This is a genomic window from Castellaniella daejeonensis (assembly GCF_039523555.1).
Classification (GTDB): domain Bacteria; phylum Pseudomonadota; class Gammaproteobacteria; order Burkholderiales; family Burkholderiaceae_B; genus Castellaniella; species Castellaniella daejeonensis.
In genome coordinates this window covers 388,237-402,531 of the sequence record NZ_BAAAFN010000006.1, presented here as the reverse complement: position 1 = coordinate 402,531, position 14,295 = coordinate 388,237, and the positions used below count along the sequence as shown (strand labels likewise).

12 protein-coding genes and 1 tRNA gene are annotated in these 14,295 nt (G+C 67.4%); 7 read left to right on the top strand and 6 right to left on the bottom strand.

Going from position 1 to position 14,295, the window contains the following annotated elements; translation table 11 throughout:
• Positions 1-8 precede the first annotated feature (8 nt).
• Genes ABD022_RS03775 through mnmA form a run of 4 tightly spaced genes read left to right on the top strand, consistent with a single transcriptional unit; the run spans position 9 to position 4,965 of the window.
• Positions 9-1,505, top strand: coding sequence for an FAD-linked oxidase C-terminal domain-containing protein (locus tag ABD022_RS03775; protein WP_343820103.1), 1,497 nt, complete (start codon positions 9-11; stop codon positions 1,503-1,505).
• Between the two features lie 18 nt (positions 1,506-1,523).
• A complete protein-coding gene (gene glcE / locus ABD022_RS03770; protein WP_325126877.1) occupies positions 1,524-2,618 on the top strand; it encodes a glycolate oxidase subunit GlcE in 1,095 nt (364 codons plus the stop codon).
• Positions 2,619-2,627: 9 nt separating this feature from the next.
• Positions 2,628-3,857, top strand: coding sequence for a glycolate oxidase subunit GlcF (gene glcF, locus ABD022_RS03765; protein WP_343820101.1), 1,230 nt, complete (start codon positions 2,628-2,630; stop codon positions 3,855-3,857).
• Complete coding sequence (mnmA, locus tag ABD022_RS03760) at positions 3,850-4,965, top strand: tRNA 2-thiouridine(34) synthase MnmA (protein WP_343820099.1); 1,116 nt, start codon at positions 3,850-3,852, stop codon at positions 4,963-4,965. Before glcF ends, mnmA begins: the two co-directional genes overlap by 8 nt.
• Positions 4,966-5,067: 102 nt before the next feature.
• On the opposite strand, the gene ABD022_RS03755 is transcribed toward mnmA, so the two are convergent.
• Positions 5,068-5,682, bottom strand: a complete 615-nt coding sequence (locus tag ABD022_RS03755) for a glutathione S-transferase (protein ID WP_343820097.1) — start codon at positions 5,680-5,682, stop codon at positions 5,068-5,070.
• 281 nt (positions 5,683-5,963) lie between these two features.
• Between ABD022_RS03755 and purB the strand changes: the two genes are divergently transcribed.
• Both purB and ABD022_RS03745 read left to right on the top strand, forming a co-directional pair.
• A complete protein-coding gene (gene purB, locus ABD022_RS03750) occupies positions 5,964-7,340 on the top strand; it encodes an adenylosuccinate lyase (RefSeq protein WP_325127013.1) in 1,377 nt (458 codons plus the stop codon).
• Between the two features lie 94 nt (positions 7,341-7,434).
• A tRNA-Lys gene (locus ABD022_RS03745) sits at positions 7,435-7,510 on the top strand.
• 717 nt (positions 7,511-8,227) lie between these two features.
• On the opposite strand, the gene ABD022_RS03740 is transcribed toward ABD022_RS03745, so the two are convergent.
• A complete protein-coding gene (locus tag ABD022_RS03740; RefSeq protein WP_325126885.1) occupies positions 8,228-8,371 on the bottom strand; it encodes a hypothetical protein in 144 nt (47 codons plus the stop codon).
• A gap of 195 nt (positions 8,372-8,566) precedes the next feature.
• Between ABD022_RS03740 and ABD022_RS03735 the strand changes: the two genes are divergently transcribed.
• Positions 8,567-8,812, top strand: a complete 246-nt coding sequence (locus tag ABD022_RS03735) for a hypothetical protein (protein WP_325126887.1) — start codon at positions 8,567-8,569, stop codon at positions 8,810-8,812.
• Between the two features lie 26 nt (positions 8,813-8,838).
• On the opposite strand, the gene ABD022_RS03730 is transcribed toward ABD022_RS03735, so the two are convergent.
• Genes ABD022_RS03730 through ABD022_RS03715 form a run of 4 tightly spaced genes read right to left on the bottom strand, consistent with a single transcriptional unit; the run spans position 8,839 to position 14,097 of the window.
• Positions 8,839-10,788, bottom strand: a complete 1,950-nt coding sequence (locus ABD022_RS03730; RefSeq protein WP_343820095.1) for a CHASE2 domain-containing protein — start codon at positions 10,786-10,788, stop codon at positions 8,839-8,841.
• 6 nt (positions 10,789-10,794) lie between these two features.
• Positions 10,795-11,904 (bottom strand): FecR domain-containing protein, encoded by a 1,110-nt coding sequence (locus ABD022_RS03725; RefSeq protein ID WP_325126891.1) that lies wholly within the window; start codon positions 11,902-11,904, stop codon positions 10,795-10,797.
• Positions 11,901-12,629, bottom strand: a complete 729-nt coding sequence (locus ABD022_RS03720; protein ID WP_325126894.1) for a response regulator transcription factor — start codon at positions 12,627-12,629, stop codon at positions 11,901-11,903. The genes ABD022_RS03725 and ABD022_RS03720 overlap by 4 nt, the downstream gene beginning before the upstream one ends.
• Positions 12,622-14,097 (bottom strand): GGDEF domain-containing protein, encoded by a 1,476-nt coding sequence (locus ABD022_RS03715; RefSeq protein ID WP_343820093.1) that lies wholly within the window; start codon positions 14,095-14,097, stop codon positions 12,622-12,624. The genes ABD022_RS03720 and ABD022_RS03715 overlap by 8 nt, the downstream gene beginning before the upstream one ends.
• Positions 14,098-14,295 lie beyond the last annotated feature (198 nt).

Below are 14,295 nucleotides of genomic sequence, written 5' to 3'. Positions count from 1 at the left end.
GGAACCCCATGGATATCGCAAGCTCTCCGGACGAACGGCATGCCATCGTGCCTGATTTTCCCGGCTTCCTCGCCCGCATCGCGCGGGACGTGCCGGCGCACTGCATCCTGACACGGCCCGAACAGACCCGCGTCTACGAATGCGATGGGTTGTCTCTGTACCGCGAGCAGCCGCCCGTCGTGGTGCTGCCCGAAAACGAAGCCCAGGTCATCGCCATCCTCAAGGCCTGCCACGAGCACAACGTGCCGGTCGTGCCGCGCGGCGCGGGCACCGGCCTGTCGGGCGGGGCCACGCCGCATCCCCAGGGGGTGGTCATCGGTCTGGCCAAGCTCAATCGCATCCTGCGCCTGGATCCCGAGACCTGTGTGGCGGTGGTCGGCCCCGGCGTGCGCAACCTGGCGATCTCCGAGGCCGCGGCGCCCCATGGCCTGTACTACGCGCCCGATCCGTCCAGCCAGATCGCCTGTTCCATCGGCGGCAACGTGGCGGAAAACTCGGGCGGCGTGCACTGCCTGAAATACGGCCTGACGGTGCACAACGTGCTGCGCGTGCGGGTGGTCACGATCGAGGGCGAGATCGTCGAACTGGGCGGCGAGGCGCCGGACGCACCGGGCCTGAACCTGCTGCAGGCCTTCATCGGTTCCGAGGGCATGCTCGGCCTGGTGACCGAGGTCACGGTGCGCCTGATCCCCCGTCCGCAACTGGCGCGGGTGGTCATGGCCAGTTTCCCCAGCGTCGAGCAGGCGGGGGAAGGTGTCACGCGCATCATCGCCGACGGCATCATCCCCGCCGGCCTGGAGCTGATGGACAAGCGCGCGGTGCACATGGTCGAGCCATTCGTGGGGGCCGGCTACGACCTGCAGGCCGAGGCCATCCTGCTGTGCGAATCCGATGGCACGCCCGACGAGGTTTCCGAGGAAATCGCCCGCGTCGAGGCCCTGCTGCGCGAGGCGGGCGCCACCCGGCTGCAGACGTCCTCGTCCGAGGAAGAGCGCCTGAAATTCTGGGCCGGGCGCAAGAACGCCTTTCCCGCGGCCGGCCGCATCTCGCCCGACTACTACTGCATGGACGGCACCATCCCGCGCCGCCACCTGGGCAAGGTCCTGGCGGCCATCGCGGGGATGGAAACACAGTTCGGCCTGCGTTGCTCGAACGTCTTCCATGCCGGTGACGGCAATCTGCACCCCCTGATCCTGTTCGACGCCAACCAGCCCGACGAGGTCGAGCGCGCCGAGGCCTTCGGTGCAGCCATCCTCGAGCTGTGCGTCCAGGTGGGCGGCACCATCACCGGCGAGCATGGCGTGGGCCTGGAAAAGATCAACCAGATGTGCTCGCAGTTCACGCGCGACGAACTGGACGCCTTTTCGGCGGTCAAGCGCGCCTTCGATCCCTACGGCCTGCTCAATCCGCTCAAGCTCATTCCCACGCTGGTGCGCTGCGCGGAATACGGCAAGATGCACGTGCATCAGGGCGACATCCGTTTCCCCGACATCCCCCGGTTCTAGGACTGAATAGGCCCAACCATGGAATTCGTATTGTCCGAACTCTGCGAGCAGGTCGTGACCGCGCGCGCGGCCCAGCGGCAGCTTCTGATCCGGGGCGGCGGCACTCGGCTTTTTTACGGCGGGCCGCTGCCGCCGGAAGGCGCCGCGTCCTGGCTGGACCTGTCTGCCTATCACGGCGTGGTCAGCTATGAGCCGTCCGAACTGGTGCTGACGGCCCGGGCCGGCACGCCGCTGGCGGAAATCGAGACGCTGCTGGCCTCGCAAGGCCAGATGCTGGCCTTCGAGCCGCCGCGCTTCGGCACCGCGGGCACCCTGGGCGGTTGCGTGGCCTCGGGCCTGGCCGGCCCGCGCCGCATGGCGGCCGGTTCGCTGGCGGATTTCGTGCTCGGCACGCGATTGCTGAGCGCCGATGGCAACGTGCTGCGCTTCGGCGGCGAGGTCATGAAGAACGTCGCCGGCTACGACGTCTCGCGTCTGCTGGCGGGATCCCTGGGTGTCCTGGGGGCGCTGGTCGAGGTCTCGCTCAAGGTCGTGCCCCGTCCGCGCCGCGAGGCCACCTGTGTCCTGGCACTGGATGAATCGTCCGCGCTGGATCAGTGCCTGCGCTGGCGGTCGCGCCCGCTGCCGGTTTCGGCGACGGCCTGGGTGGCCGATGCTTCGGGCGCCGGCGGGAAGCTGTCGGTGCGCCTGTCTGGCAACGAATCGGCCGTGCGCCAGGGACTGGAAGAAATTGGCGGCGAGCATCTGGACGACGAGGCCGCGGATGCCTTCTGGCTGGGCATGCGCGACCAGACGCATGCGTTCTTCCGCCAGCAGCCCCTGTGGCGCATCGTCCTGCCTGCCGGCGCGCCGGCGCTGGGCCTTGCGCCCGTGCTGCACGAATGGGGCGGCTGCCTGCGCTGGCTGGCCGGCCCGCACGATGCGGCGGCGCTGCGCGACCGGGTCCAGTCGCTGGGCGGTTCCGCCTGCCTGTACCGGCGCGACGGCGCGCCCGCCGATGTGCCGGCCTTCCATCCCCTGGCCGACGGCGTCCTGCAGATCCACCGGCGGCTGAAGCAGGAATTCGACCCCGCCGGGATCTTCAATGCCCATCGGCTGTATCCGGAACTCTGAGGACCCACCATGCAGACACAACTCGCGGAATGGGCGCGCGATACCGATCTCGGCCGGGAAGCCGATGAAATCCTGCGCCGCTGCGTGCACTGCGGTTTTTGCCTGGCCACCTGCCCGACCTACCAGATCCTGGGCGACGAGCTCGACAGCCCGCGCGGGCGCATCTACCAGATCAAGCAGGTCCTGGAAGGCGCCGAGCCCACCTATGTCACCCAGCAGCATCTGGACCGCTGCCTGACCTGCCGCAATTGCGAGACCACCTGTCCGTCGGGCGTCCAGTACGGCGCCCTGGTGGACATCGGCCGCCAGATCGTCAGCGAGCGCGTGCGCCGTCCTTTGCGCGAACGCCTGCTGCGCGAAACCCTGCGCCGCCTGATGGGTTCGCCCTGGTTTGGCACCCTGTACAGGATGGGGTGCTGGGTGCGGCCCGTCCTGCCGGCCGTGCTGCGCTCGAAGATCGCCGAGGCCCGCCCGGCCGGGCCGCTGCCGGCCGAGCCCGGCCGCCATGCCCGCCAGGTGCTGATGCTGGCCAATTGCGTCCAGCCCGCCATGATGCCTTCGATCGACGCCGCCACGCTGCGCGTGCTGGACGCGGTTGGCGTCGGCACGCGTATCGCGGCCGGTTCGGGCTGCTGCGGCGCCATCAATTTCCACCTGGACGCCCAGGAAGCCGGCCGCGACCAGATGCGCGCCAACGTGGATGCCTGGCTGCCACTGCTGGAATCCGGCGAGGTCGAAGCGGTGATCGTGAATGCCTCGGGCTGCGGCGGCATGATCAAGGAGTACGCCCATCACCTGAAGCACGACCCGGCCTATGCCGAGCGCGCCGAGCGCCTGATGCCGTACGTCAAGGACATTGCCGAGTTCCTCGCGCCCATGGCGGCCGAGGTGCGGTCGAAGATGCGCCGTGCGCCGGGCCGCAGCGCCTTTCATCCGCCCTGTACCCTGCAGCATTGGCAAGGCCTGCGCGCCGTCACCGAGCGCCTGCTGACCGAACTGGGCTTCGATCTCCAGTCTTTCGGCGAATCGCACCTGTGCTGCGGCTCGGCGGGCACCTATTCGATCACCCAGCCGGTGCTGTCGAAATCCCTGCGCGACCGCAAGCTGCAGGCCATCCAGGCGACGTTGCCCGAAACCATCGTTTCGTCGAACATCGGCTGCATCTGTCACCTGCAGGGCGGCACCGACACGCCGGTGCGCCATTGGATCGAAACCGTGGACGAGGCGCTGCATGACTGAACGGCCGGCACGCGGCGCCCGGGTCGTGATCGGCATGTCGGGCGGGGTCGATTCTTCGGTGTCGGCCTGGCTGCTCAAGCAGCAGGGCTACGAGGTCGTCGGCCTGTTCATGAAGAACTGGGAAGACGACGACGACACCGAATACTGTTCGTCGCGCCAGGACTGGCTGGATGCCGCCAGCGTGGCCGACGTGGTCGGCGTGGACATCGAGGCGGTCAATTTCGCCGCCGAATACAAGGACCGGGTATTCGCGGAATTCCTGCGGGAATATTCCGCCGGCCGTACGCCCAATCCCGATGTGCTGTGCAATGCCGAGATCAAGTTCAAGGCGTTCATGGATCATGCCATGGGGCTGGGCGCCGATTACATCGCCACCGGCCACTATGCCCGGGTGCGGCGCGTCGACACACCGCACGGCCCCCGCAGCCAGTTGCTGAAGGCCCTGGACGGCACCAAGGACCAGAGCTATTTCCTGCATCGACTGAACCAGGATCAGCTGGCGCGCACCTTGTTTCCCCTGGGTGAACTGCCCAAGACCGAAGTCCGCCGCATCGCGCGCGAGATCGGCCTGCCGAACGCCGCCAAGAAAGATTCCACGGGCATCTGTTTCATCGGCGAGCGGCCGTTCCGGGAATTCCTGAACCGCTACCTGCCCACCCAGCCCGGGCCGATGCTGACTCCGGACGGCCGCGAAATCGGCCGCCACCAGGGGCTGGCCTTTCATACGCTGGGGCAGCGCAAGGGGCTGGGCATCGGCGGGGTGCGCGGCGCCCAGCGCGATGACGGCACGGCCGATGCCTGGTACGCGGCCCGCAAGGACCTGGCGAACAACGTCCTGTACGTCGTCCAGGGCCACGATCATCCCTGGCTGCTCAGCGAGCACCTGAGCGCCCAGGATGCCAGCTGGGTGGCGGGCGAACCGCCGGCGCCGGGCGCCTACGCCGCCAAGACCCGCTACCGACAGGCCGATTCGGCCTGCCTGCTGGAAGTGGGCGAGGGCGCGGAGTTCACGCTGCGTTTCGACGAGCCCCAGTGGGCCGTGACCCCGGGACAATCGGCCGTGCTGTACGACGGCGACGTCTGCCTGGGCGGCGGGATCATCGTCTGAAGGCGGGTATCCGGGCAGCCTGGGGGGTCGGGCGTCACGAATGAAAATCCCCGCAAGGGCAGAGCCCATGCGGGGATTTTTGGCGTCTGGTGCGCGCCGAGCCTAGGCTGCGGGCGGCCGGGTCGTGGCAAAGGACGGGCGGGCGCCGAGCTTTTCCGACAGGCGGGCCAGGTGGGGGTGACCGGTGCGCCAGTCCATGTCCGGGAAGCGCAGGTCCAGGTAACCCAGGGCGGTGCCCACGGCGATGTCGGCCAGGCACAGGTTGACGCCCATGCAGTAGGACTGTTCGCCCAGCAGTTGCTCCATGTAGTCCAGCCCGGCGCTCATCTTCTGATGCTGGCGGGCGACCCAGTCGGGGTTGCGCTGGGGTTCGGGCCGGCGGTGGGTTTCCATGAACGCGGCCGCGGCGGCATCCATGATGCCGTCGGCGATGGCTTCCCAGCGCTTGACTTCCACGCGTTCGCGCCCGGGGGGCGGGATCAGCCGGCCGACCGGCGAGAGCGTGTCCAGGTATTCCACGATGACGCGCGAGTCGAACAGCGCGCCGTTTTCGTCCATGATCAGACAGGGCACCTTGCCCAGGGGGTTGTGCGCCGTGACGTGCGTCGCGGGACCCCAGGGGTCGTCGAGGATCAGCTCGTAATCGAGCTTTTTCTCGGCCAGCACGATACGCACTTTGCGAACGTAGGGGCTGGTCAGGGAACCGATCAATTTCATGAGGAAACAGGATAGTCCAGGGCTCGAAAAGTATAGCAGGACGGGTTTCCGGAACTGGGGATGTGGGGGTCTTTTTGACCTTTTTTTATCAACAGCCAGGGGCCAGGTGTGGTATATAAGCCCCGCCGGCGGAGACGGCCGGGGCGGGTGCTAGAATCCTGGCTTGGGATTCGCTTTGCTGCCTCGCTGGTGCGGAGCATTTCCAGGTCGCCGTTCGTTCCACAGTCTCGCGCCCCCCGGTCCTGTAGCCGGGCTGCGGCGCCTTCTCGTTCCCGTCGATGATGCATATTGATTCTTCCCTCAGCGCGCTCAACGCGCTGTCGCCCCTGGATGGGCGCTACGCGGCCAAGGCCGATGCCCTGCGCCCCTACCTGTCCGAAGCCGGTTTCATGGCGCATCGGGTCGAGGTCGAGATCGCCTGGCTGATCGGCCTGTCCGACGCCGGCCTGCCCGAGCTGCCCGCTTTTTCGGCTGCTGCGCGCGCACGGCTGCAGGCGCTGGTGGAGAATTTCTCCGAAGCGGACGCAGCCCGCATCAAGGCCATCGAACGCACCACCAACCATGACGTGAAGGCGGTGGAATACTGGCTGAAGGAGCAGGTGGCCGACGATGCCGAGCTGTCCCGGGCGGCCGAGTTCATCCATTTCGCCTGCACCTCCGAAGACATCAACAACACCTCGCACGCCCTGATGCTGGGCCGCGCGCGCACCCTGTGCGTGGTGCCCGCCCTGGAATCGGTCGCCACCCGCCTGCGCGAACTGGCGCACCGGCACGCCGACCAGCCGCTGCTGTCGCGCACGCACGGCCAGCCGGCCACGCCCAGCACCATGGGCAAGGAATTCGCCAACGTGGTCGCCCGCCTGGACCGGGCCCTGGATGCGATCCGCGCCGTGCAGCCCCTGGCCAAGATGAACGGCGCCACCGGCAACTACAACGCCCATCTCGCGGCCTACCCGGAAGTCGACTGGCCCGCTTTCTCCGGCAAGGTCCTGGGCGGCCTGGGGCTGGTCCAGAATCCCTATTCGATCCAGATCGAACCGCACGACTGGATGGCGGCCCTGTTCGATGCGATCGCCCGCGCCAACACGATCCTGCTGGACCTGAACCGCGATGTCTGGGGCTATATCTCCCTGGGATACTTCAAGCAGCGCCTGAAGGACGGCGAGGTGGGTTCGTCCACCATGCCGCACAAGGTCAACCCGATCGACTTCGAGAATTCCGAAGGCAACCTGGGCCTGGCCAACGCGGTGTTGCGACACCTGTCGGAAAAGCTGCCGGTGTCGCGCTGGCAGCGAGATCTCACGGATTCCACGGTGCTGCGCAACCTGGGCGTGGCGCTGGGCTACGGCCTGGTGGCCTACGAAGCCTGCCTGCGCGGCCTGGGCAAGCTGGAACTGAATCCAGCAGCCATCGATGCCGACATCGACGCCTGCTGGGAAATCCTGGCCGAGCCCGTGCAGACAGTGATGCGTCGCTATGGCCTGCCGCAGCCCTACGAACAACTGAAGGCCCTGACGCGCGGCAAGGGCATCACCGAGCAGGCCCTGCGGGAATTCATCTCCGGCCTGGACCTGCCCGACGAACCCAAGGCACGGCTTCTGGCCATGACGCCGCGCAGCTACATCGGTCTGGCGGCCCGACTGGCGGCGGCGGTGTAGGCCGGGGCTTGCGTCTGGCCTGGCTTGGCCGCAGTTGCTTTGCGCGCCGCTGAAAAAAGGTGTATAGTTTCGTTCTTCGCAAAATCATTGCGACGGGCTGTTAGCTCAGTTGGTAGAGCAGCGGACTCTTAATCCGTCGGTCGAGTGTTCGAGTCACTCACAGCCCACCAGAATTACCAAGGACTTAGGTGCAAACCTAGGTCCTTTTTCTTTGCCTGTACGTGAGGCCATTGCATATTGCGCTTGATTGGGATGCGGATGTCATTGGGGCAGGGCGAATCTTGCTTTCCACCGCCGTCACGTCCGTATGCATCCGTCCGGTATTGGAGGGCTCAGGAGTTCAGGCTCTCGGCTGACACGGCATAGCGCCCGGTGCAAGGCCCCGGCTGCACTGCATGTATCGGAGGATGAGAGAACACATGCGCAGCCAAGACGCATTCGTTGGGCCGTGTCTGCGGACGGTCTGAATGGGGCGAGTGGTTACGCTCCGTAGCCATTCCTTTTTTGGCTTGAGGCAAAATTGCTTCGCCCTGAAAGGAGTTGGCATGAAAAAACTATTGTTGGCCTGTGCGCTGGTGTCCTTGCTCTCAGCCTGTGCTGTGTATACGCCGCACGGATCCGTAGTCGTGGACCCCGATCAGGGGCATGGCGGATTCTGTCCCCCAGGGCAGGCCAAGAAGGGGAATTGCTGAAGGTGCGTGGGTGTCCGAGCTGCGGCTTCTGCATGATGTGAGATCGAGAACGCCCAACACACGTGCTTGCATGACAAGCGCCACCCAGCGATGCCTCCACAGGGAGGGGACCATCCGGATGCGCGAAGGCACGGATCCAGCCGCTTATGGGCAACAGGCAATGATTGGCGCCGTGCGGACGTTGAGGCTCACGCCTCACCCATCCTCTTGCCAGCCCGCCTTCATCGGGGGCTTTTCCTTGGGCGGCAGCTTGACCTCGTCTTCATCGGGTTGCGGCACGTCTTCGGGCCTGGGTTCGGGCACATCCGGCCCGGGCGGTTCGTTGGTGTGATCGGCCATGGTGGTTCCTTTCTATTTCGGTACGGTGCTGGCCGGGGCAATTCGCGTGCCCGATGCCGGCTGTCCAGGCCCGTTCCTTTCGCCGGGGTAATAGCCGGTGACAAAATCGCCGGCCGCGGCGGGGCGACGGCCCCGGAAGGCCTGTGGGAACCTGTTATAAAAATGGCAGACGCAATCCAGGCAGAAGGAGGAAACATGTCCGGCAGAATCGTGATTCGAAGCAGCATCGCGCTGCTGTCCGCCGCCCTGGTCTCCGGATGCTTCGGGGGCGGCGCCCCGGCCAGGCAGACGACGGATGTCAGCGGCGAGTGCCAGTGGAATCGCAGCCGGTGTCTCTACGAAGGCGCTTATGAGCCCGGCGAGCGGGACTACGCCGAGCAGGAGGCCCGGGATCTGAACCGGGCCGCGCTGGAAAAGCTGCGCCGCAGCGCCGTCAGGTAGCCTGCCCGCTACAGGGGCGGCGGCGCTCAGTGCGCCTGCACCGGGATGCTGATCGTGAACCGGGCGCCCTGGCCAGGAGTGCTGACGCAGGATGCCTGGCCGCCGTGGCGCTGCGCCACGGCCTTGACGAACGCCAGGCCCAGCCCGCTGCCGGCCGGTTTGCCGGCATCGCCCGGCAGGCGCTGGAAGCGGGCAAACAGGCGCTTCATCTGGTCGGGCGGGATGCCGGGGCCGGTGTCCTGCACGTGAATGCGCCAGAAACGCCCGTCGGTGTCCAGAGTGCACTCGACGATCCCGCGCTCGGGGGTGTAGAGCAGGGCGTTGTCCAGCAGGTTGCCGATGGCCCGGCTCATGAGTTCCGCGTCGATGTCGGCCATCGCGTCAGGGTGCCGGGCCTCGAATCGAAGCGCGATGGCGCGTTGCTCGGCCTTGGGCCAGCGCCGGTCGCAGCATTCCTGGATCAGATCGTCCAGGTAGACAGGGTGCCGGTTCAGGGGCGCGGATTCGGCGCGCCCCAGCTGGACGATATGGTCGACCAGGTCCAGGGTGGTGCGCGACTGCTGCTCGATGTGCGCCAGGACCGCGCCTTCCGCCCATCGCTCGGGCGCCTGGCGCCGTAGTTCGATGATGGCCAGGATGGCGTTTTGCGGGGACCGCATGTCGTGCGACAGGAAGCTGAGCGTCTCTTCCTGGGCCTGGGTGGCCTGCTTCAGCCGGGTGACGGCCTGGTGCAGGCGGACGGCCCGCTCGGGCAGGGTATCGGGGCCGGCCCTTGCGTGCATTGCAAGGTCCGATCCGGGATCTGCGGACGTCGACGGAATGCTCAGCCGTTCAAGTTCGGCGTCGATGTGGCTCAGGGAGGCTTCCTGGCTGCGCCAGCTCCAAAGGGGGTAGGCCAGGATCAGGGCCGCCAGGATTCCGGCGGGTGGCAGCCAGTAGCCGGCCCATTGCAGCAGCAGGGCGTTCGCAGCCAGGAAAAGCACGCAGGCGGCCAGCGCACAGGCCAGCCCCCGGCGTGGAGACAGGACGCCCAGGCCCAGGCAGACCGGCAGGATCAGCCCCAGCCCTGCCAGCGCCGTGATCCAGGCCGGGGAAATGCGGATCCAGAGGTCGTCCTGCAGGTTCTGCAGAGCGGTGGCAAGGATTTCGACTCCCGCGGTCATTCCGCCCATGGGGGTCGGCAACTGGTCGCCCAGGCCCGAGGCCCAGGCTCCGACCAGTACGATGCGGTCCCGGAAAGCGGCTTCGGGCACCAGGCCGTTCAGCACGGCCGCATAAGGGTACAGGGTGTAGCCAGGAACCGGGTCGATGAAGCGAATGAATGACGCCGTGTCCGGGGGGATGGCCCGGGTGCGTTCCACGGCCGCGTCCTGGCCGCTCATGCGGGCCAGCGCGACGATCAGATGCGGTAGCGGCGGGCTCCCATTCTGCGGCGTGCGGCGCAGTTCGACGGTGCGCAGCACGCCGTCGTGGCCGGGGCTCGTATCGATCCGGCCAAGAGCTGCGGCGGCCTGGGCGAGCGAGGGGATCGGCGTGATCCGGTACCGCCCGTCCGGGCTCAGGACTTCGGGCAGGACGACGCGTCCATGCCTTCCGATGGCTTCGGCCAGGATCCGGTCGTCCTGCGGGTGGGTAGGGTGGGGCGCCGAGAGAATCAGGTCCAGCGCCACCGCCCGCGCGCCGTGCAGGTGGTCGAGCAGGGCCGCATGCACCGAACGGCGCCAGGGCCAGTAGCCCAGAGCGTCGATGCTGGCATCGTCAATGGTGATGATGACGATGTTCCGGCTGGCGGGCGGGCTGTGCACCGCCTGCATGCTCAGGTCGTAGGCCCGTCGGTTCACATCCCGGATGCCGGGCAGATTCTGCCAGAACGCCAGTGCGGTCGACAGCAGGGTCAGGACGGCCACCAGCGCCAGCCATTCGAGCATGAGGCGGCGCCGCATGCCGGTCGAATGGCGGGTGTCGGTGAGCATCATGGCACGTCAGTCCAGCGCCACGGGTGTTCCGTCGATCCCCAGGACCGGAGTCCCGTCGCTGGCCCTGAGGCCGATGCGCAGGGTATCGACGGCCAGGACTGCATCGTGGCCTTCGATGCCGAGCGCGTCGATGCCGCGCACGAATATGTAGCGTGGGCCGCTTCCACGGGCCTGGAGGAACACGCCGGGGCCGTTCACGCGCCGGCTGGATTCCAGACGGGTGCCGTCGGCGTCCAGGGCGACCCGGACGGCATAGGTGGATGCGCCTGGAACCGGCTCGAACTCCAGACGGCCGCTGCCCGGGTCCAGGTTCGGGTGGTGCGGCGCGGGCAGCAAGGGGTGGCTGCCCAGCAAGGTGCCGCGGGCGTCGTAGGCGGCGCCACGGTCGGGGGCCAGGCGCTGTTCGCCCTGGCTGGGGCTTTCGATCGCCGCGTTGCCGTGCAGGACTTCGTGGCGCGATCCCTGCGCATCGACGTGGACGCGCAGCCGGGTGCCGCGCACGCCCGTCACGGTGGCGGGCGTGCGGATCTCGAAGCGCCCGACACCCGTGTCGTCGGGCGATACGGTGGATTCGAGCGAGCCGCGGTCGATGTCGACCTGGGTGTCGGTCAGCCCCGTGCCCTGGAATGACTTCAGGCGGCGGAGCCGCAGCGTCGTACCGGGTGGCAGGGTCAGCAGGCTCCGGTCTTCGAGCTGCAGGGTGGCGGTGCTGCCCGCGTCGCTGCGCAGCGACTGGTTCGCGCGCAGGATGTCGCCCGGCCGCACTGGCCGGCCATCGGCGGCGACCTGTCCGGCCACATGGACGATGGTGGCAGTCGCCGGCTGCTCCGGGATCAGGGACAGGGGAATGCGCAGCACCTTGCCGATGGGCAGGCGGTAGGGGTCTTCGACCTGGTTCAGGCGCTGTAGCTCGGGCCAGTGCTCGGCCCGCAGCGTGTAGCGCCGGGAAAGTTGCTCCAGGGTGTCGTGCGGCTCCACCTGGTACAGGAAGTCGTTTCCCTGGGCGCCCAGGGGGCGTGCAACCGTGGTGGCCGGCAGGGACAGGCAGGAAGCCAGCAGGACCAGCGCCAGGGTGCGGGCATCCGGGGTATTGGAAAAGAAGCGTGGCAAAGTCATGGGGACGCGGTTGAGTCGGGGGAAGACAGCAGCTCGAGACGATAGCCCAGCGCGTAAGATGCGCTGAGCAAGGTGCCGGTGGCGGGGCCGAAGCGCAGTTTCTTGCGGATGTTCGACAGGTGGGTGTCCAGGGTGCGGGAAGAGCTGGGCACTTCCCGGTTCCATACCAGCGCGCTGAGGTCGTCACGCGAGAACAGCCGCCAGGGGTGGCGCAGGAACAGGGACGCGAGCTCGAATTCCTTGGGGGTGAGGGCGATGGGTTCGCCATGCAGCCGGATCTTCCGGGCGCTCATGTCGACCGAGAATCCGCCCAGCGAGAAGTCCGCGTCGGGGTTCGCGGCCGGGCGGTGGCGGCGCAGCTGGGCGCCGATCCGCGCCAGCAGCTCGCCGGGCCGGCAAGGCTTGGCGATATAGTCGTCCGCGCCTGCGTTGAGCCCTTCGATCAGGTCGCGTTCCAGCGTCCGATTAGTGATGAAGATCACCGGCAGGGCCTCGTTGCAGTTCGCGCGGACCCAGCGCAGGACTTCCATGCCGTTGATGCCCGGCAGTTCCCAGTCCAGCAGGAGCAGCGCGAAGGGTGTGCGGGCGCGCAGCGCCGCGAGCAGTGCACCGCCTTCGTCGAAGGCGCGGCAGGACAGGCCTGCGTTGGCCAGGGTCTGCTGCATCCACGCGGATTGGGCTGAGTCGTCTTCCAGCAGTGCAATGAGTTGGCTAGGATCAAGCATGGGGATGTTTCCGATGCCGGGCGTTGTGAAAACACACGCGATTGCGGCCGCCGTGCTTGGCCCGGTACATCGCCTGGTCAGCATACGATAAAAGCGAGTGCAGGGTTTCACCGTTCGCCCGTGAGTCATGCACCGCGCCGATGCTGACTGTGATCCGGATGGGCTCGGCGCTTTCCGTGCAGGTCGTCAAGGCTTCCGCCACGCGGGCACGCAGGCGCTCGGCAATGTGGGCGACTTCCTCGGGGCCCGTGTCGGGCAGCACGATGCCGAATTCTTCGCCGCCGATCCGGCCGAACAGGTCTTGGGGACGGATCGCCGCGCGGATGGTTTGCGCGAAGGCCTGCAGGACCTGATCCCCGGCCGCGTGTCCGTAGGTATCGTTCAGCCGCTTGAAATGATCGATGTCCAGCATGAGCAGGCCGGTCCCCCGGAGCAAGGCCGGATCTTGCAGGCGTTCCTGGGCGCCGCGCAGGAATGCCTGCCGCGACAGGGCTTCGGTCAGCGTGTCGTGATCGAGGGCGCGGTTCAGGGCGGCGATGGTGTCGCTGCGCGCCGCGAGCGCGCAGGACATGATCAGGGGGGCCAGCGCCAGCAGCAGGGCGCCCAGCTGCAGCGATGCCATGTCCCAGGGGGCCGTGCCGGCCGGGTCCGGTGTGTCGCCGAAGGGAATCCAGCCGTACGTGGCGCCCAGGGTGATGGTGAGCACGGAAAGCAGGGCGAGCCAGGCTGTGATGTGTTGCCGGTAGGCCAGCGCGCAATACAGCAGGGGCGGAATCGGAAAGACCAGGATGCCCGGGCCGCCGACCAGGAAGCATAGGGTCAGCCCTGCGAGCAGGCAGACGAACGGTGGCACGGTCTCGGGTCGGGGCTGTGTGCGCGGCGGAGTGCGGCGGCGATTCCGGGAGGCCGGCACGGGCAGCGTCAGGATGGGGGGCAGAAGGGCGCAATAGCCGAGCAACTGGCCGAGGAATCCGTGAATGATGACGGATGCCTGGGAACCGGGCGCATCCGCCGCCAGCCAGAGGAGGAATGGACCGGCCGCGATCGTGTGCGTGGCGGCCGCCGCGATGCAGGCGGCCAGCACCTGCGCGACGGCGCGAGGCTGGCGCAGGTTCGGGGCGGCGTCGGGCTGGGCCAGAAGCCGCCAGCAGACGAAGGCGCTGGCCAGGTTCGCAAAGCCGTACACCAGCGCCAGGAGTGCGGGCACGTTCCAGGCACTGGCGGCCAGGAGCAGGACGGCGCCGGCCATCGGCCAGACCACCGGTCGTCCAAGGGCGGGTTGGCGCAACAGCAGGCCCGCCAGCACGGCGTTCGCGGGCCACAACACCGGCAGGCCGCCGGCGGGCTGGGTCGACAGCTCTGCCATGGCGGCCAGGAATACGATCGCGGCGACCTTGGATGTGTGCCAGCCGCTGTGATGCTTGCGGCGAAGGGCCTGGAGCATATCGGGTAAGGCGTTGGTGAGCATGGCATGGTCGAATTTATCAGAGTGTTGCAGCCATTCTTCGTTTCCTGACGATTTTTAATCTTTCCCTTGCGTGGGCCTGCCGGTCGTTGCTTGCCGGATGCATGGAAATTGCCCGAAGAAGCAGGGTATTTGCAATTCTTGATTCTGTGTCAAGGGGATACGGATGAAATAATGGGCATGGTGCATACGCATTCAGTT

Coding starts and splice junctions, on each gene's coding strand:
- ABD022_RS03775 (WP_343820103.1), top strand. CDS start 9: ATGGATATCGCAAGCTCTCCGGACGAACGGCATGCCATCGTGCCTGAT.
- glcE (WP_325126877.1), top strand. CDS start 1,524: ATGGAATTCGTATTGTCCGAACTCTGCGAGCAGGTCGTGACCGCGCGC.
- glcF (WP_343820101.1), top strand. CDS start 2,628: ATGCAGACACAACTCGCGGAATGGGCGCGCGATACCGATCTCGGCCGG.
- mnmA (WP_343820099.1), top strand. CDS start 3,850: ATGACTGAACGGCCGGCACGCGGCGCCCGGGTCGTGATCGGCATGTCG.
- ABD022_RS03755 (WP_343820097.1), bottom strand. CDS start 5,682: ATGAAATTGATCGGTTCCCTGACCAGCCCCTACGTTCGCAAAGTGCGT.
- purB (WP_325127013.1), top strand. CDS start 5,964: ATGCATATTGATTCTTCCCTCAGCGCGCTCAACGCGCTGTCGCCCCTG.
- ABD022_RS03740 (WP_325126885.1), bottom strand. CDS start 8,371: ATGGCCGATCACACCAACGAACCGCCCGGGCCGGATGTGCCCGAACCC.
- ABD022_RS03735 (WP_325126887.1), top strand. CDS start 8,567: ATGTCCGGCAGAATCGTGATTCGAAGCAGCATCGCGCTGCTGTCCGCC.
- ABD022_RS03730 (WP_343820095.1), bottom strand. CDS start 10,788: ATGATGCTCACCGACACCCGCCATTCGACCGGCATGCGGCGCCGCCTC.
- ABD022_RS03725 (WP_325126891.1), bottom strand. CDS start 11,904: ATGACTTTGCCACGCTTCTTTTCCAATACCCCGGATGCCCGCACCCTG.
- ABD022_RS03720 (WP_325126894.1), bottom strand. CDS start 12,629: ATGCTTGATCCTAGCCAACTCATTGCACTGCTGGAAGACGACTCAGCC.
- ABD022_RS03715 (WP_343820093.1), bottom strand. CDS start 14,097: ATGCTCACCAACGCCTTACCCGATATGCTCCAGGCCCTTCGCCGCAAG.